This is a genomic window from Enterobacter cloacae complex sp. EB5, assembly GCF_031432835.1.
GTDB classification, from domain to species: Bacteria; Pseudomonadota; Gammaproteobacteria; order Enterobacterales; family Enterobacteriaceae; genus Enterobacter; species Enterobacter hormaechei_C.
Genome location: NZ_CP133860.1, coordinates 2750745 through 2768275 on the forward strand (window position 1 = coordinate 2750745; position 17531 = coordinate 2768275).

A 17531-nucleotide genomic window follows, 5' to 3' on the forward strand; every position below is an offset into this window, starting at 1 on the left:
AGCATGACGAACGAACAGTCGGGGGTTAAAAAAACACAGGCAAGAGCAGAGCAGGCCCTGAGGGAACTGATGTTATCAGGGGAGCGTATCAGCCAGTATGCTGTGGAAAAACGAGCGGGGCTGGCAAACGGCACCCTGAATTATAACTGTCCTGAGTACAGGCAGGTCAGGGAGGCTATCCGCAGTCTGAAAAAAACGTGCCAGGGCACCGCGCCGGTTGATGAGCAGGGCATTGAGCAGCAGATCAAGCTGAAAGAAAAGTATCGCCGTCAGAGAAATGAGCTGAGGGAAGAAATCAAAAAGATGATGGCTGAAAATGTAGAGCTGTTACATAACCTTATACTTTTACAGCAGTATGTCAGGGAGCTTGAACGCAACACCGGGAGGGAGAAAGGGGACGTCATTCCGTTCTCGGGTGGTGTCAGGGACTGAGGCTATACTGAACGGAAGGACGCGAGGTGGACTGACCCCACGCCCGTAGACAAATTCTGTCCTCACGATGAGGCCTGTTCGAAGGCCTCCGGACTGAGGCCGCCGAGGTGACTGTGGCGCCGGGCCCGGTTGTAGAACACTTCAATGTAATCGAAGATATCGGCCCGGGCCAGATCCCGGGTTTTATAGATGCGTTTTCTGATCCGCTCTTTTTTCAGCGAACTGAAGAACGATTCGGCCACCGCATTATCCCAGCAGTTGCCACGCCTGCTCATGCTCGGGGCCAGGTTATTAGCCCGGCAGAAGCGCTGCCAGTCGTCACTGCCGTACTGGCTGCCCTGGTCTGAGTGCACGATGACCTCGCCGTCCGGTTTTCGCCGCCAGACGGCCATCATCAGCGCGTCGAGTGCCAGTTCGCGTGAGAGAGTGGGCTTCATCGACCAGCCGACCACATTACGGGCGAAGAGATCGATAACCACCGCCAGATACAGCCAGCCCTGCCAGGTGCGGATATAAGTAATATCTGTGACCCAGACCTGATTGGCCCGGACAACAGTAAACTGCCGTTGCACGCGATTAGGGGCAACCACTGAAGGCCGGCCGGCGATACGACGCGGCGCTTTATAGCCGCGTACGGCTTTGATCCGGTTTTGTTGCATAATACGACCCACCCGGTTTTTGCCGCAGGTTTCCCCGATTTCGTTCAGGTCGCCATGAACCCGCCGGTAACCGTATACGCCTCCGCTCAGTGAATATGAGTCGCGGATAAGCATCAGCAGACGCTGGTTATCTTTATCACGCGCCGAGACCGGGTTGTGCAGCCACGCATAGAACCCGGCCCGGGCGACATTCAGTACCCGACACATCGTCATCACACCCCATACAGTGCGGTGTTCATTGATAAAGCGGTACTTCAGTCGGGCTCCCTTGCAAAGTACCGCGCGGCCTTTTTCAGGATATCCCGTTCTTCTTCGGTGCGTTTTAGCTGCGCCCGGAGTTTCAGGATCTCGCTTTTGGCTTCCAGTAAATCCCGGGCATGCTGTTCGCTGTTATCAGGTTTGATAGCCCGTAGCCACTTGTAGAGGCTGTGTGCAGAAACGCCCAGACGGTCGGATACTTCGGCAACGGAATAACCGCGTTCTGTTATCTGACGGACGGCTTCTTCCTTAAATTCAGGTGTAAATCGTGGTGTGCCCATACGCTCCTCCTATGCTCAAACTATAGGGCAGGATCGTCTACCGGGGCGGGGTCAGTCCATCAACGGCTCGGAAGTGTCTAGATTATCCGTGGCGATTCACTAGGGTTACCTAATTCACCTATGTCTACTTCTGGCACAATGCAGAAATGAGATAGATTTACTTTATCCGCTTCTCGCTCAAAGCTGTCCGTAATCCCCTGCCTGCTTAAAAAAACCGGATTAACGTGTGATGTTTTTACGTTTTCCAGGCAGCCTTCATCGGTAAGTACCTGTCTTACAGACTTCAATGCACTTAGTTAAGAAACATCCTAATCGTCCTTTCGCCGATCGCGAGATCTGTTATGGCAGCTAAACTCGATTGATACCCCAATCCGCCGGGCAGCATTTCCTTTCCGCACGCAAGAAGGAGAAGATCATGAAAGCAGTAATTTACAACGGTCCTTATGATGTAAAAGTAAAAGACGTACCGGATGCGAAAATTGTCCGCCCCACGGATGTACTCGTCCGCATCACCACCACCAACATTTGTGGGTCGGACTTGCACATGTATGAGGGCCGGACCAGCTTTGAACAGGGACGGATTCTGGGTCACGAAAACCTGGGTGAAGTGGTCGAAATTGGCTCAGGCGTTGAACGTATTAAGGTGGGCGACTATGTTTGTCTGCCGTTTAACGTGGGATGTGGTTTTTGCGAAAACTGTGAAAAAGGTCTGACCGGCTTTTGTCTCACTACCAATCCGGGTTCGGCAGGCGCAGCTTATGGTTTTGCTGAAATGGGTCCCTGGGAGGGGGGGCAGGCGGAACTGCTTCGGGTGCCATTTGCCGACTTTAACTGCCTTGTTCTTCCCCCTGATGCGGCAGAAAAAGAAGATGATTATGTGATGCTCTCTGACATTTTTCCTACCGGCTGGCATGCAACAGAACTTGCCGGATTGAAGCCTGGTGAAAGCGTGGCCATTTATGGCGCGGGGCCGGTCGGTTTGATGGCAGCTCATTCGGCGATCATTAAAGGTGCTTCACAGGTGTTTGTGGTTGATACGCACACAGACCGGTTGGCTCTGGCTGAAAAAATGGGGGCGACGGGCATCAATGCTACTGGCGATGAAGCTGTACAAAAAATTCTCGACCTGACGGATGGACGCGGTACGGATTGTGGCTGCGAATGTGTTGGCTATCAGTGCTGTAACAAACATGGCCATGAAGATAACTCTGTCACCATGAACAGTCTTGTTGCGTCGACGAAAGCAACCGGGGGAATTGGTGTGGTTGGCGTCTTTATTCCTCAGGATCCGGGGGCTGAATCGGAGCTTGCCAGAGAGGGTAAGATGCCATTTGATTTTGGGAGTTTCTGGTTTAAAGGACAGGCAATCCGTACCGGCCAGGCGAACGTTAAGGCCTATAACCGTCAGCTGTCTCGCCTCATCCATCACGATAAAGCCAGTCCGGGCAAAATAATTTCTCATCGTCTTTCGCTTGAAGAGGCTCCTGCCGGATATAAGCACTTCGATGAGCGGGATGAAGGATGGACGAAGGTTATCCTTAAGCCTTAAATAGAGTTATCCGGTATGAGAAAGCAAAAACCGGGAAAGAATGTATGACTTTTGACAGGGTGCAATAAAATATCCTGTCAGGGCGTTATTATTCATACTTTCAGCTGCCAGGTGATGCTGCCAACTTACTGATTTAGTGTATGATGGTGTTTTTGAGGTGCTCCAGTGGCTTCTGTTTCTATCAGCTGTCCCTCCTGTTCAGCTACTGACGGGGTGGTGCGTAACGGCAAAAGCACCGCCGGACATCAGCGCTATCTCTGCTCTCACTGCCGTAAAACATGGCAACTGCAGTTCACTTACACCGCTTCTCAACCCGGTACGCACCAGAAAATCATTGATATGGCCATGAATGGCGTTGGATGCCGGGCAACCGCCCGCATTATGGGCGTTGGCCTCAACACGATTTTACGTCACTTAAAAAACTCAGGCCGCAGTCGGTAACCTCGCGCATACAGCCGGGCAGTGACGTCATCGTCTGCGCGGAAATGGACGAACAGTGGGGATACGTCGGGGCTAAATCGCGCCAGCGCTGGCTGTTTTACGCGTATGACAGGCTCCGGAAGACGGTTTGCGCACGTATTCGGTGAACGCACTATGGCGACGCTGGGGCGTCTTATGAGCCTGCTGTCACCCTTTGACGTGGTGATATGGATGACGGATGGCTGGCCGCTGTATGAATCCCGCCTGAAGGGAAAGCTGCACGTAATCAGCAAGCGATATACGCAGCGAATTGAGCGGCATAACCTGAATCTGAGGCAGCACCTGGCACGGCTGGGACGGAAGTCGCTGTCGCTCACAAAATCGGTGGAGCTGCATGACAAAGTCATCGGGCATTATCTGAACATAAAACACTATCAATAAGTTGGAGTCATTACCCTTTTTTCAACTTCTGATGGATGCGAGTGATTGAACTCATACATTAATGTTTTCCCACGAAGTCTTTTTTCAGGTAAGCCTTCGCACATATCGGTAAATAGCTTGCCTGCTTTTATTTTTTCTGTCATCGACATGTTCATTTTTAACATTCCGTCCTGATAAGTTGGTCGGATAAGGCGCTCGCGCCGTATCCGACATTAATTTCTTAAGCGACTTCATTCACCTGGCGACGCAGCAGAGAAAGTGGGCCGGGGCCGCTAAGCGTGAACACGGAAATTAAGGTGAAGCCCAGCGCCACCAGACCCAGCACCAGGTAAGCGCCCTGGAAACCGATGCTTTCATACATATTGCCCGCCAGAATAGACATAAAAATCATCGCCAGTTGCTTAAAGAAGCAGAAACAGACCAGATAAATCGTCGCTGAAAAACGCACTTCAAACTGGCTGGTAATATATTTAAAGCAGCCCACCAGCAGGAACGGTACTTCAAACATATGCAGCGTTTTCAGAATAACCACTTCCAGTGCTGAGGTAGCGAACGATGAGCCAATAATACGTACTGACATAATAGTGCCAGCCAGCAGCAGGGCGTTTTTCCCACCGATGCGATTAATGATCAGTGGCGCAAAAAACATAATCGAGGCGTTAAGTAATTCGCCCATTGTCGTTACGTAGCCAAATACCCGCGTACCCTGTTCACCGGTAGCAAAGAACGAAGTAAAGAAATTAGCAAACTGTTGGTCAAAAACATCGTAGGTGCAGGAAACGCCAATAACATACAGTGACAAAAACCACAGTTTTGGCTGTCTGAACAGTTCCAGCGCCAGCTTAAGGCTAAATGCCGAATGGTTGGCACCTACCGCATTGGCAACCGTGGCAGAAGAGGGCGCATCCGTTTTGGCGAAAAAGAGTAAAACGGCGAGGATGAATGCACAGCCAGAACCCAGCCAGAAAACAAACTGATTATTGATGGTGAACATGATGCCGACAATCGAGGCACACAGCGCCCAGCCAACACAGCCAAACATCCGCGCGCGACCATATTCGAAATTACTGCGACGGCTGACTTTCTCGATAAATGCCTCTACTGCTGGCGCACCGGCGTTAAAACAAAAGCCTAGATAAATACCACCAACAATCGATCCTACTAAAATGTTGTATTGTAACAGTGGCCCGAAGATAAAAATAAAGAACGGCGCAAACATCACTAACATGCCGGTAATAATCCACAGCAGGTATTTGCGCAGCCCGAGTTTGTCAGAAAGCAGACCAAACAGCGGTTGGAATAATAGCGAGAACAGAGAAATAGCGGCAAAAATAATACCCGTATCACTTTTGCTGATATGGTTGATGTCATGTAGCCAAATCGGGAAAAACGGGAAGTAGGCTCCCATGATAAAAAAGTAAAAGAAAAAGAATAAACCGAACATCCAAAAGTTTGTGTTTTTTAAATAGTACATAATGGATTTCCTTACGCGAAATACGGGCAGACATGGCCTGCCCGGTTATTATTATTTTTGACACCAGAGCAACTGGTAATGGTAGCTACCGGCGCTAAGGTGGAATTCCGCCGACACTGACGGGCTCCAGGAGTCGTCGCCACCAATCCCCATATGGAAACCGTCGATATTCAGCCATGTGCCTTCTTCCGCGTGCAGCAGATGGCGATGGCTGGTTTCCATCAGTTGCTGTTGACTGTAGCGGCTGATGTTGAACTGGAAGTCGCCGCGCCACTGGTGTGGGCCATAATTCAATTCGCGCGTCCCGCAGCGCAGACCGTTTTCGCTCGGGAAGACGTACGGGGTATACATGTCTGACAATGGCAGATCCCAGCGGTCAAAACAGGCCGCAGTAAGGCGGTCGGGATAGTTTTCTTGCGGCCCTAATCCGAGCCAGTTTACCCGCTCTGCTACCTGCGCCAGCTGGCAGGTCAGGCCAATCCGCGCCGGATGTGGCGTATTGCTCGCCACTTCAACATCAACGGTAATCGCCATTTGACCACTTCCATCAATCCGGTAGGTTTTCCGGCTGATAAATAAGGTTTTCCCCTGATGCTGCCACGCGTGGACCGTGGTAATCAGCACCGCGTCGGCAAGCGTATCTGCCGTGCACTGCAACAACGCTGCTTCGGCCTGGTAATGGCCCGCCGCCTTCCAGCGTTCGACCCAGGCGTTAGGGTCAATGCGGGTCGCTTCACTTACGCCAATGTCGTTATCCAGCGGTGCGCGGGTGAACTGATCGCGCAGCGGCGTCAGCAGTTGTTTTTTATCGCCAATCCACATCTGTGAAAGAAAGCCTGACTGGCGGTTAAATTGCCAACGCTTATTATCCAGCTCGATGCAAAAATCCGTTTCGCTGGTGGTCAGTTGCGGGATGGCGTGGGGCGCGGAGGGGAGTGTCACGCTGAGGTTTTCCGCCAGACGCCACTGCTGCCAGGCGCTGATGTGTCCGGCTGCTGACCATGTGGTCGCGTTCGGTTGCACTACGTGAACCGTTAGCCAGAGTTGTCCGGCGCTCTCCGGCTGCGGTAGTTCAGGCAGTTCAATCAACTGTTTACCTTGTGGAGCGACATCCAGAGGCACTTCACCGCTTGCCAGCGGCTTGCCATCCAGCGCCACCATCCAGTGCAGGAGCTCGTTATCGCTATGACGGAACAGGTATTCGCTGGTCACTTCGATGGTTCGCCCGGATAAACTGAACTGGAAAAACTGCTGCTGGTGTTTTGCTTCCGTCAGCGCCGGATGCGGCGTGCGGTCTGCAAAGACCAGACCGTTCATGCAGAACTGGCGATCATTCGGCGTATCGCCAAAATCACCGCCGTAAGCCGACCACGGATTGCCATTTTCATCATATTTAATCAGCGACTGATCCACCCAGTCCCAGACGAAGCCGCCCTGTAAACGGGGGTACTGACGAAACGCCTGCCAGTATTTAGCGAAGCCGCCAAGACTGTTACCCATCGCGTGGGCGTATTCGCAAAGGATCAGCGGGCGCGTCTCTCCAGGCAACGAAAGCCATTTTTTGATGGACCATTTCGGCACAGCCGGGAAGGGCTGGTCTTCATCCACGCGCGCGTACATCGGGCAAATAATATCGGTTGCGAAGGTGTCGGCTCCGCCGCCTTCATACTGTACCGGGCGGGAAGGATCGACAGATTTGATCCAGCGATAGAGTGCGTCGTGATTAGCGCCGTGGCCTGATTCATTCCCCAGCGACCAGATGATCACACTCGGGTGATTACGATCGCGCTGCACCATTCGCGTTACGCGTTCGCTCATCGCGGGTAGCCAGCGCGGATCATCGGTCAGACGATTCATTGGCACCATGCCGTGGGTTTCAATGTTGGCTTCATCCACCACATACAGGCCGTAGTGGTCGCACAGCGTGTACCACAGCGGATGGTTCGGATAATGCGAACAGCGCACGGCGTTAAAGTTGTTCTGCTTCATCAGCAGGATATCCTGCACCATCGTCTGCTCATCCATGACCTGACCATGCAGAGGATGATGCTCGTGACGGTTAACGCCGCGAATCAGCAACGGCTTGCCGTTCAGCAGCAGCAGACCATTTTCAATCCGCACCTCGCGGAAACCGACATCGCAGGCTTCTGCTTCAATCAGCGTGCCGTCGGCGGTGTGCAGTTCAACCACCGCACGATAGAGATTCGGGATTTCGGCGCTCCACAGTTTCGGGTTTTCGACGTTCAGACGTAGGGTGACGTGATCGGCATAACCACCACGCTCATCGATAATTTCACCGCCGAAAGGCGCGGTGCCGCTGGCGACCTGCGTTTCACCCTGCCACAAAGAAACCGTCACCCGCAGCTCATCGCGCAGCTCGCCGTACATCTGAACGTCTGCCTCCAGTACAGCGCGGCTGAAATCATCATTAAAGTGAGTGGCTACATGGAAATCGCTGATTTGCGTGCTCGGTTTATGCAGCAACGAGACGTCACGGAAAATGCCGCTCATCCGCCACATATCCTGATCTTCCAGATAACTGCCGTCACTCCAGCGCAGCACCATCACCGCGAGGCGGTTTTCTCCGGCGTGTAAAAATGCGCTCAGGTCAAATTCAGACGGCAAACGACTGTCCTGTCCGTAACCGACCCAGCGCCCGTTGCACCACAAATGAAACGCCGAGTTAACACCATCAAAAATAATTCGCGTCTGGCCTTCCTGTAGCCAGCTTTCATCAACATTAAATGTGAGCGAGTAACAACCCGTCGGATTCTCCGTGGGAACATACGGCGGATTGACCGCAATGGGATAGGTCACGTTGGTGTAGATAGGCGCATCGTAACCGTGCATCTGCCAGTTTGAGGGGACGATGACAGTATCGGCGTCAGGAAGATCGCGCTCCAGCCAGCTTTCTGGTACCGCTTCTGGTGCCGGAAACCAGGCAAAGCGCCATTCACCATTCAGGCTGCGCGACTCTTGGGAAGGGCGATCGGTGCGAGCCTCTTCGCTATTACGCCAGCTGGCGAAAGGGGGATGTGCCGCAAGGCGATTAAGTTGGGTAACGCCAGGGTTTTCCCAGTCACGACGTTGTAATACGACGGCCAGTGAATCCGTAATCATTGTCATAGTTGTATCCTGCGTGAATTGTTATCCGCTCACATTTTCGCATAACATACGAGCCGGACACATAGAGTGTAAAGCCTGGGGTGCCTAATGAGTGAGCTGACTCACATTAATTGCGTTGCGCTCACTGCCCGCTTTCAAGTCGGGAAACTTGTCGTGCCAGCTGCATTAAGGAATCTGCCAACGTGCGGGGAGAGGTGGTTTGCGTATTGGGCGCCAGGGTGGTTTTTCTTTTCACCAGTGAGACGGGCAACAGCTGATTGCTCTTCACCGCCTGGCCCTGAGAGAGTTTCAGCAAGCGGTCCACGCTGGTTTGCCCCAGCAGGCGAAAATCCTGTTTGATGGTGGTTAACGGCGGGATATAACACGAGCTGTCTTCGGTATCGTCGTATCCCACTACCGAGATATCCGCACCAACGCGCAACCCGGACTCGGTAATGGCGCGCATTGCGCCCAGCGCCATCTGATCGTTGGCAACCAGCATCGCAGTGGGAACGATGCCCTCATTTAGCATTTGCATGGTTTGTTGAAAACCGGACATGGCACTCCAGTCGCCTTCCCGTTCCGCTATCGGATGAATTTGATTGCGAGTGAGATATTTATGCCAGCCCGCCAGACGCAGACGCGCCGAGACAGAACTTAATGGGCCCGCTAACAGCGCGATTTGCTGGTGACCCAATGCGACCAGATGCTCCACGCCCAGTCGCGTACCGTCTTCATGGGAGAAAATAATACTGTTGATGGGAGTCTGGTCAGAGACATCAAGAAATAACGCCGGAACATTAGCGCAGGCAGCTTCCACAGCAATGGCATCCTGGTCATCCAGCGGATAGTTAATGATCAGCCCACTGACGCGTTGCGCGAGAAGATTGTGCACCGCCGCTTTACAGGCTTCGACGCCGCTTCGTTCTACCATCGACACCACCACGCTGGCACCCAGTTGATCGGCGCGAGATTTAATCGCCGCGACAATTTGCGACGGCGCGTGCAGGGCCAGACTGGAGGTAGCAACGCCAATCAGCAACGACTGTTTCCCCGCCAGTTGTTGTGCCACGCGGTTGGGAATGTAGTTCAGCTGCGCCATCGCCGCTTCCACCTTTTCCCGCGTTTTCGCAGAGACGTGGCTGGCCTGGTTCACCACGCGGGAAACGGTCTGATAAGAGACACCGGCATACTCTGCGACATCGTATAGCGTTACTGGTTTCACATTTACCACCCTGAATTGACTCTCTTCGGGTGCTATCATGCCATACCACGAAATGTTTTGCGCCATTCGGAGGGGGCACGCCGAAGTGAGATTCAAAATGCCGACGTCAGTTCACAGGTGGGTAATGATACCAACGTGTTGATTTCGTATTTTCACTGACACCAGGATCATCCTGATGTTACAAGGATTGAATGACTACAGATTAAAATAGTCATCAACAGGTTGACAGCATTACCCAGCGCCCGCTTTCCGCGTATTTTTCGATTTGCACTGCCGGGGGCACTGGCGGGTATCGCGTTCCGCACACTTTTACATTTATTTATCTGGTGACTGACCTTTTTAAGGAGACAGAATGAAAGCCGTTGGTTTCTGGCAACCCGGGAAAGTACATCCGTTATTGAAGATTTGTCGCTTCCCCACCCATCCATGCCCAAGGGGCGTGATCTTTTGATCAGAGTCAGGGCGGTCGCGGTTAACCCACGGGACCTGAAAAGCCGGCGAAACATCAGTCCCTCTGCAGGCAATCCGGTAGTTATGGGATACGACGCTTCCGGTGTTGTTGAAGCAACCGGACCAGAGGTGACGCTGTTCAGGCCAGGTGACCACGTTTTCTATGCCGGTGTGCTCGATCGCCAGGGAGCCAACGCAGAGTTTCAGCTGGTTGACGAACGCATTACGGGGATAAAGCCGGCAGCACTAAGTTTTGAAGCTGCAGCGTCGGTTCCTCTGACCGGTCTGACAGCCTGGGAAATGTTATTTGATCGTCTGCAGTTGTCAGTGAACGGAGATGCTGATCAGACCCTGTTGATGCTTGGCGGTGCGGGCGGAGTCCCTTGTATGGCTATACAGCTTGCCCGCACTCTGAGTCGGGTGAACATCATCGGGACTGCCTCCCGGCAGGAGAGTGTCAGAGCGGTTCGCGGGTTTGGTGCGCATTATGTCCTGGATCATTCATGTGCGCTTGCGCCACAGGTTGCCAGCCTTGCTGGACTCCCTCCCATTACCCGGATTTTCTCAACGTACACCACGCCATCTGCCTGGGAAAATATGGCCGAAATTATTGCCCCACAAGGCCGTATCGGACTCATCGACGACCCTGAACCACTGGATCTGCGTTTGATCAAATTTAAGAGCGTTTCTGTTCACTGGGAGGCAATGTTTACCCGCCCCATGCATGCTACTGCGGACATGTCTAAACAGCATGATATTCTTAACAAACTCTCATGCATGCTGGATTCCGGTAAGCTCAAACCTCCGTTGCTGGCAGAGTATGGCAGGCTGAATGCTAAAGCACTTCGCCGGGCTCATGAGGACATGGAAAATAAAAATGTGAACGGGAAAATTGTTTTTTCAGGGTTCTGATGAACAGGCCTGTCAGAGTAAAAAAAGATTCGGGTTCAGCACAATGCTGAATTCTGTCTGGCTATAGAGTAAGAATCGTACCGGAATTGAGCATTTACCCTCAGTACCTGCGGATGAAAAAGCAGTCTGCCCTGACATACTGAACAATCCCTTCTCATAAGATGCCTCTCTTTTGCTGTTTAAAGAGCTGAGCAGTCCGGGCGGAGACTGACCTCGTTCCGCTTTCCAAGCGACCCCCTTGTTGAAAGTGCGACAAAAGAGATAGGGCGAATGACTATACTTCGCTCATAGCTGCCCGCCATGCCAGCTCAAAAAACAGGCTTAACGTAGGATATTTAATGAGATGGTCACTCCCTCCTTCCCGGTATTATGCTGAGGACAGGCTTTCATTCGGAGAACTATCATGGAAAACATTGCGCTCATTGGTATCGATCTGGGTAAAAACTCTTTCCATATTCATTGCCAGGATCGTCGCGGGAAGGCTGTTTACCGTAAAAAATTTACCCGGCCAAAGTTGATCGAATTTTTGGCGACATGCCCCGCTACAACCATCGCAATGGAAGCCTGTGGCGGTTCTCACTTTATGGCACGCAAGTTGGAAGAGTTGGGGCATTCCCCAAAGCTGATATCACCACAATTTGTCCGCCCGTTCGTTAAAAGCAATAAAAACGACTTTGTCGACGCCGAAGCTATTTGTGAAGCTGCATCGCGTCCGTCTATGCGTTTTGTGCAGCCCAGAACGGAATCTCAGCAGGCAATGCGGGCTCTGCATCGTGTCCGTGAATCCCTGGTTCAGGATAAGGTAAAAACAACCAATCAAATGCATGCTTTTCTGCTGGAATTTGGCATTAGCGTTCCCCGAGGAGCTGCCGTTATTAGCCGACTGAGTACCATTCTTGAGGATAATAGTTTGCCTCTTTACCTCAGCCAGTTATTGCTGAAATTACAACAGCATTATCACTATCTTGTTGAGCAGATTAAAGATTTGGAATCCCAGTTGAAACGAAAGTTGGACGAAGATGAGGTTGGACAGCGCTTGCTGAGCATTCCCTGCGTCGGAACACTGACAGCGAGTACTATTTCAACTGAGATTGGCGACGGGAAGCAGTACGCCAGCAGCCGTGACTTTGCGGCGGCAACAGGGCTTGTACCTCGGCAGTACAGCACGGGAGGTAGGACGACATTGCTGGGAATTAGTAAGCGAGGTAATAAAAAGATCCGAACTTTGTTGGTTCAATGTGCCAGGGTATTCATACAAAAACTGGAACACCAGTCTGGCAAATTGGCCGATTGGGTCAGGGATTTACTGTGCCGGAAAAGCAACTTTGTCGTCACTTGTGCTCTGGCAAACAAGCTGGCCAGAATAGCCTGGGCCCTAACGGCACGACAGCAAACTTATGTAGCATAACGGCAGAAATACACCGGTTTAAAGAATTACTGATCTGGTTTTGCGAATACTGATATTGATGATACTAACGGCCCACCGGCCTGTTGAGGAACCTGTAAAACGGAAAGGCTCATTGAAGCCGTATATTTTCTGGAGGTTCATCAGGCGCGGAACTCATCAAGGCGCGGGAATAAAATCCCATTCAGACGCCGGATAGATTCAAGCAAGCCAACTTGTCGTCAAAATCGGTGTTGCAAAAACGGGAGTGACCATAGATTCCGTTTGCCAAGCGGCCCCCATATTGAATGGCTGACGGTACTGGATTTCGATGAGATAAAAATAGACCGTATTTTTATTGCCAATATTGATGACCCGGTGAAGCGAGCGCTACTTGTTTCTGTGGTGAAAGGGTTACGTGGTACTGGCAAACCACTGGTGTTTGAAGGGGTGGAAACGCCAGGACAGTTTGAATTCGTCCGTTCTCTTGGCCCCGGTTACCTAGTTCAGGGCTGGTATACCGGAAAACCCGAAACAATATCTGCGATGAATATTCAGGGTTAAAACGATACGGGGCCCGGCCCGTATCGGCAACCCGACCCGTCAGCGTATCGCTTTCTGTCTGAAGCCGGTTCAGGTCGGCTTCTATCTGCGCGATGCGGCGGGAGATTTATTCAGAACGACTGCCGAAGTTCATCCGGCGAATCTTATCCAGCTGCGCCTGCAGATGGTCTATTTCGCGCTCCCGGTCGGCCTGCTTTTCCAGCAGGGCGCGGTTCAGCGCTTCCTGTTCGGACAGGCGCTGTTTCAGCAGAAGGATGTCGTCAGGGGGAGGTGTTGTTCATAAGCCCGCATTTTACCAGGCTTATTCAACGACAACCAGGATAAAGAGGCCTACAACATGGTCAGGGACGTAAGCAGTCTTTTAGGCTGCCGCCAGTCGATGCCTTCCAGAAGCATTGCCAGCTGCGCCGGGGTCAGGAACACTTTGCCATCGCGGGCAGAGGGCCAGGCGAAGCGGCCGCGTTCCAGCCGTTTGGTCAGCAGGCACAGCCCGTCGCCGGTGGACCACAGCAGTTTGACCTTACTGCCGCTGCGGCCCCGGAAGATGAAGACATGGCCGGATATCGGGTCATCTTTCAGCATCGTCTGCACCTTTGCGGCGAGACCATTGAAGCCGTTGCGCATGTCGGTGATACCGGCAACCAGCCAGATTTTGGTGCCTGTTGGCAGGTGGTTATCACTTCCTTTATCTGTCCTGTGATGATCCTTATGACTTCGCCAGACTACTTCACCACACACATGGGTCTGCCAGATACCGGTTCGGGATGGATTTCCGCTTCTACGCTGAACACCGTCTTTAGAAGCTCTGGTTTCATCACTGCTTCCGGAGCACCTTGCGCCATCACGCGACCGCTTGCCAGTACCACCAGATGATCGCAATAGCGGCTGGCCTGATTCAGATCGTGGAGTACCGTCACTACGGTTTTCCCCTGCCTTTTGAGTTCAACCATCAGGCGCATCAGTTCAACCTGATGATTGATATCGAGGTAGGTCGTAGGCTCATCAAGAAGAATGAGTGGGGTATCCTGTGCCAGCACCATCGCCAGAAACGCACGCTGGCGCTGGCCGCCGGAAAGCTGGGTTAACCTGCGGTCAGCCAGATTGCGCGTCCGGGTCTGACTCATTGCCACGTTGACCCGCTCGTTGTCTTCCGCGGAGAGTCGCCCCCACAACGACAGCCACGGGCTGCGGCCGTAGGAAACCAGTTCCCGTACAGTGATCCCCTCGGGGGATAAATGGTGTTGCGGCAGTAAAGCCAGGCGGCGAGCCAGCTGGCGGGCGGAAAAACCGGCTATGGGTTTTTCATCAAGCAATATCTCGCCAGAGTCTGGTGTTAACAGGCGAGAAAAACAGTTCAACAGCGTCGATTTCCCGCAACCGTTAGGGCCGAGCAGGGCCGTGATTTTTCCGGCAGGCAGGGCGAGAGAAAGTCCATCCAGCACGGTTTGTGCGCCATAGCTGACGGTCAGATTTTCAGTACGTAATCTCATTTATCGCATTCTCACAAGCAGCCAGACAAACCACGGTGCGCCGATAATGGCGGTCAGCACGCCTGCCGGAAGCTCCAGCGGCGGATGAATGATTCGTGCCAGCAGATCGGCAATGACCAGCAACAACGCGCCCGTCAGGGCCGAAACGGGCATCAGCCAGCGGTGACGCCCGCCGGCGATCCTGCGCACCATGTGCGGCACGACGAGACCAATAAAACTTATCGGGCCACAGACGGCCACGCCGGTTGCTGTCATCGCGACAGCCAGCATCAGCCCCTGGAACCGGGTGCGCTGAACCGACACGCCGAGCGTGGCTGCTCGTGCATCGCCCAGCGCCAGCAGGTCGAGATCGCGACAAAAGCGCAGGCTCAGCGGCAAAAACAGAATGAGCAACGGCACGGCAATCTTCACAAAGTGCCAGTCGCGCCCCCATAAGCTACCCGTCAGCCACAGCAGGGCACTGTTTACATCCTGCGGGTGCAGGAGCATCAGGTAATCCGTCAGGCTCGCCCAGCAGGCGGAAAGCGCCACGCCGGTGAGCGCCAGCTTCATCGGCTGGTGGGTCTTTGCCAGCATCTTCAGCAAGATCAACCCCGCCATACCGCCCGCAAAGGCCAGCAGCGGCAGCACCATCACGGATAGTGATGGCATAAGAAGCAGTGCTCCCACAGAGGCAAGGCTGGCGGCATGGTTAATGCCGAGAATATCCGGTGATGCTAGCGGGTTACGCACAATCCCCTGTACCAGCACGCCCGCCACGGCGAGGGCTGCACCGACAAACAGTGCCAGCAGCAAGCGCGGCAGTCGGTACTCCATCAATACATAATAATGCTCGCGTCCGTCCTGCCAGTCGGTCAGCAGCGCGCGCCACGGCACGGGGATCACCCCCATATGGAGTGATAACAGCGCACAACCTGCCAGGGCAAGGGTGATGAAAATGACCAGCGCAATTTTCATCCTCGCCTCCTCACCAGCCAGACAAAGCAAGGACTGCCAATCAGCGCCAGCACTGCGCCTGCGGGCAGATCGCCGGGGAAGGCCAGCGCGCGTGCGAGTACATCTGCCATCAGCATCAGCGTGGCCCCCAGCAGCATGCTCACCGGCAGTACGTTGCGCTGATCGAAGCCTGCCCAGAAGCGCGCCAGATGTGGCACCAGCAGGCCGATAAACGCCACCGGACCTGCCACACTGACGCACGCGCCAACCAGAAGCAGCACTAACATATTGATGATCAAACGTAGTCTCGGCAGGTTCACTCCCAGCGTATGGGCGGTACTGTCGCTGACGTTGAGCAGGTTCAGTTGATTCGCCAGCAGCAACACGACAGGGACTGCAGTGACCACCACCGGCAAGAGCTGCCAGACATCCTGCCAGTGGGCGTGGGACACTCCGCCTGCCAGCCAGTAAAAGATGCCGTAAGCATGATCTTCGGCCAGCAGCAGGGTGATGCGGGTCAGGGCCATACAAAAGGCCGACAGCGCGATACCCGCGAGGATCAGTTTGTTTCTGTCCTGGGTATGACGAAACCCGCCTCCTGCGGTCATGACCAGCAGCCAGCTCACGCCGCCCCCGCATGCCGCGATGAACGACAGGGAATAGCCTGCAACCGGCGTCGGACTCAGCGCGCTGGTAAGCGCCATAGCCAGCGCCGCGCCGCTGTTAATGCCGAGCAGTGAAGGAGAGGCCATTGGGTTGTGGGTCAGGGTTTGCAGCAGCGTGCCCGCGAGCGCCAGGCTTGCGCCGATCAGAACGGCGACCAGGCTTCGCGGCAAACGAAGGTTTTGCACCAGCGCTTCTGGTAGCGTTGGCGTGTGTCCAGGCAGCAGGGCGCGGATTGCGTCTGCTCCGGAAACAGGAATGGCCGAGTAGCAAAACAGACTCAGCCAGAAAATAATAATAAGTACTGCAACGGGAAGCCCCCACAGCAGCACCGGGTGTTTTAGCGCGGTCATTTCACATCGGTAAGCGGCTGATGGTGGAAGATTTTTACCGTGTCAGCGGCAATACGCTCTGCGGCAAAAATACCGCGCATCCGCGCCCAGGCGTTACTGTCGACTGAAGCAACCTGCTGCTTCTGCGCGGCGGTTAATATCTGCCAGAGCGGATCTTGTTGCCAGCGTTTAACAATGCTCTCTTCGCGATAGTGGGCAACCAGCAGCCAGGCAGGATTGACCGCCAGCAGTTGCTCCAGGCCGATGGACGGCATGGACGCGCCCGCCATCGCAGCGGGAACGTTCAGCCCCAGAGAAGCCAGCACGCTGCCGGTCCAGGTCTCCTGGGTATGCAGGTTGAATAGCTGTTCGCGTGATGTGCCAAAGGCCACGCGTGTCCCTGTGGGAAGCTGGCTGGACCACTGCGCCATCTTCTCTTTATGTTGTTCCAGACGCGCCTGCATCTCTCGTTTTTTACCTACCACTTCGCCGATGATAGCCGCTGAGTGCAAATTTTCAGCGTAGGTTTCGTTGCGGGACTTAAGCAGCAGTACCGGCGCGATTTGCTGCAAGGCAGTGTAAATCCCCGCATGGCGACTGCTGTCGGCAATGATCAGGTCTGGTTTCAGGGCAGCAATGGCTTCCAGGCTCGGCTGCGCGCGCGTTCCGACGGACTGCCACGGTTTCAGGTGCGCACGCACTTCGGGCAGGATGCGTTTTGCATCGTTATCGTCGGCAATACCGATCGGGCTGACGTCCACGGCGGCCAGCGCATCGGCGAACGAGAGTTCCAGCACCACAATCCGTTGTGGCGTTTTATCGAGTGTAAACGTGCCGTGTTCGTCCTGAACCGTGGCGGCAAAGGCGTGGCCGATCACCAGCAGCAGGCCTGCAAAAAGAAAACGGATAAATGCCAACATAGTCACATTCCAGCTAAAAGCCCGGCAAGCCGGGCG

At 53.8% G+C, this 17531-nt stretch carries 14 protein-coding genes and 4 pseudogenes; 7 read left to right on the forward strand and 11 right to left on the reverse strand.

The features are described from left to right. Positions 1-3: 3 nt before the first annotated feature. A complete protein-coding gene (locus RHN82_RS13135; RefSeq protein WP_017384060.1) occupies positions 4-432 on the forward strand; it encodes a hypothetical protein in 429 nt (142 codons plus the stop codon). 62 nt (positions 433-494) lie between these two features. Here the strand turns inward: RHN82_RS13135 and RHN82_RS13140 are convergent. Next, a protein-coding gene (locus RHN82_RS13140) for an IS3 family transposase (RefSeq protein ID WP_201405648.1) occupies positions 495-1630 on the reverse strand; the annotation gives its coding sequence in 2 pieces (ribosomal slippage) (positions 495-1384 and positions 1384-1630; 1137 coding nt in all). A 415-nt stretch (positions 1631-2045) separates the two neighbouring features. Between RHN82_RS13140 and RHN82_RS13145 the strand changes: the two genes are divergently transcribed. The 3 genes and pseudogenes from RHN82_RS13145 (at position 2046) to RHN82_RS13155 (ending at position 4040) form a co-directional block, all read left to right on the forward strand. Then, entirely contained in the window at positions 2046-3179 is a 1134-nt protein-coding gene (locus tag RHN82_RS13145) for a glutathione-independent formaldehyde dehydrogenase (protein WP_017384068.1), read from the forward strand. Positions 3180-3344: 165 nt separating this feature from the next. Continuing rightward, on the forward strand, positions 3345-3620 hold the full coding sequence (locus tag RHN82_RS13150) for an IS1-like element transposase (protein ID WP_000179213.1): 276 nt from the start codon (positions 3345-3347) through the stop codon (positions 3618-3620). A gap of 44 nt (positions 3621-3664) precedes the next feature. Then, positions 3665-4040: pseudogene (locus RHN82_RS13155) on the forward strand (IS1 family transposase). A 14-nt stretch (positions 4041-4054) separates the two neighbouring features. On the opposite strand, the pseudogene RHN82_RS13160 reads toward RHN82_RS13155, so the two are convergent. The 4 genes and pseudogenes from RHN82_RS13160 to lacI form a co-directional block, all read right to left on the reverse strand. Beyond that, positions 4055-4195 (reverse strand): annotated as a pseudogene (locus tag RHN82_RS13160) (maltose acetyltransferase domain-containing protein); the annotation flags it as partial. A 65-nt stretch (positions 4196-4260) separates the two neighbouring features. Further along, positions 4261-5514 (reverse strand): lactose permease, encoded by a 1254-nt coding sequence (lacY, locus tag RHN82_RS13165; RefSeq protein ID WP_003846917.1) that lies wholly within the window; start codon positions 5512-5514, stop codon positions 4261-4263. A 51-nt stretch (positions 5515-5565) separates the two neighbouring features. Continuing rightward, positions 5566-8640 (reverse strand): beta-galactosidase, encoded by a 3075-nt coding sequence (gene lacZ / locus RHN82_RS13170; RefSeq protein WP_007894989.1) that lies wholly within the window; start codon positions 8638-8640, stop codon positions 5566-5568. Between the two features lie 121 nt (positions 8641-8761). Beyond that, positions 8762-9844, reverse strand: coding sequence for a DNA-binding transcriptional repressor LacI (gene lacI / locus RHN82_RS13175; RefSeq protein WP_007851507.1), 1083 nt, complete (start codon positions 9842-9844; stop codon positions 8762-8764). A 352-nt stretch (positions 9845-10196) separates the two neighbouring features. Here lacI and RHN82_RS13180 point away from each other — a divergent pair. The 3 genes and pseudogenes from RHN82_RS13180 to RHN82_RS13190 all read left to right on the forward strand — a co-directional run bounded on the left by RHN82_RS13180 (position 10197) and on the right by RHN82_RS13190 (position 13154). After that, positions 10197-11206, forward strand: a pseudogene (locus RHN82_RS13180) (zinc-binding alcohol dehydrogenase family protein). 403 nt (positions 11207-11609) lie between these two features. After that, positions 11610-12614, forward strand: coding sequence for an IS110-like element IS4321 family transposase (locus tag RHN82_RS13185; protein WP_000427623.1), 1005 nt, complete (start codon positions 11610-11612; stop codon positions 12612-12614). Between the two features lie 261 nt (positions 12615-12875). Continuing rightward, a complete protein-coding gene (locus tag RHN82_RS13190) occupies positions 12876-13154 on the forward strand; it encodes an EAL domain-containing protein (protein ID WP_007898884.1) in 279 nt (92 codons plus the stop codon). Between the two features lie 22 nt (positions 13155-13176). Here RHN82_RS13190 and RHN82_RS13195 read toward each other — a convergent pair. The 6 genes and pseudogenes from RHN82_RS13195 to fecB form a co-directional block, all read right to left on the reverse strand. Next, positions 13177-13435 (reverse strand): annotated as a pseudogene (locus RHN82_RS13195) (IS66 family transposase); the annotation flags it as partial. Between the two features lie 49 nt (positions 13436-13484). After that, on the reverse strand, positions 13485-13823 hold the full coding sequence (gene tnpB, locus RHN82_RS13200) for an IS66 family insertion sequence element accessory protein TnpB (RefSeq protein WP_028018554.1): 339 nt from the start codon (positions 13821-13823) through the stop codon (positions 13485-13487). A gap of 53 nt (positions 13824-13876) precedes the next feature. After that, positions 13877-14644: a Fe(3+) dicitrate ABC transporter ATP-binding protein FecE gene (gene fecE, locus RHN82_RS13205; RefSeq protein WP_004152282.1), complete on the reverse strand. Its 768-nt coding sequence runs from the start codon at positions 14642-14644 to the stop codon at positions 13877-13879. Next, positions 14645-15601: a Fe(3+) dicitrate ABC transporter permease subunit FecD gene (fecD, locus tag RHN82_RS13210; protein WP_004118246.1), complete on the reverse strand. Its 957-nt coding sequence runs from the start codon at positions 15599-15601 to the stop codon at positions 14645-14647. Then, positions 15598-16596 carry an iron-dicitrate ABC transporter permease FecC gene (gene fecC / locus RHN82_RS13215; protein ID WP_004118243.1) on the reverse strand — a complete coding sequence of 333 codons (999 nt, stop codon included), beginning with the start codon at positions 16594-16596 and terminating at the stop codon, positions 15598-15600. The genes fecD and fecC overlap by 4 nt, the downstream gene beginning before the upstream one ends. Further along, positions 16593-17495, reverse strand: coding sequence for a Fe(3+) dicitrate ABC transporter substrate-binding protein FecB (fecB, locus tag RHN82_RS13220; RefSeq protein ID WP_007898890.1), 903 nt, complete (start codon positions 17493-17495; stop codon positions 16593-16595). The genes fecC and fecB overlap by 4 nt, the downstream gene beginning before the upstream one ends. Positions 17496-17531 lie beyond the last annotated feature (36 nt).

Bases quoted from the DNA above. Each gene is read 5' to 3' on its own strand.
- lacY (WP_003846917.1), bottom strand. From the start codon at position 5,514: ATGTACTATTTAAAAAACACAAACTTTTGGATGTTCGGTTTATTCTTT.
- fecD (WP_004118246.1), bottom strand. From the start codon at position 15,601: ATGAAAATTGCGCTGGTCATTTTCATCACCCTTGCCCTGGCAGGTTGT.
- RHN82_RS13145 (WP_017384068.1), top strand. From the start codon at position 2,046: ATGAAAGCAGTAATTTACAACGGTCCTTATGATGTAAAAGTAAAAGAC.
- RHN82_RS13135 (WP_017384060.1), top strand. From the start codon at position 4: ATGACGAACGAACAGTCGGGGGTTAAAAAAACACAGGCAAGAGCAGAG.
- fecB (WP_007898890.1), bottom strand. From the start codon at position 17,495: ATGTTGGCATTTATCCGTTTTCTTTTTGCAGGCCTGCTGCTGGTGATC.
- fecE (WP_004152282.1), bottom strand. From the start codon at position 14,644: ATGAGATTACGTACTGAAAATCTGACCGTCAGCTATGGCGCACAAACC.
- lacZ (WP_007894989.1), bottom strand. From the start codon at position 8,640: ATGACAATGATTACGGATTCACTGGCCGTCGTATTACAACGTCGTGAC.
- fecC (WP_004118243.1), bottom strand. From the start codon at position 16,596: ATGACCGCGCTAAAACACCCGGTGCTGCTGTGGGGGCTTCCCGTTGCA.
- RHN82_RS13185 (WP_000427623.1), top strand. From the start codon at position 11,610: ATGGAAAACATTGCGCTCATTGGTATCGATCTGGGTAAAAACTCTTTC.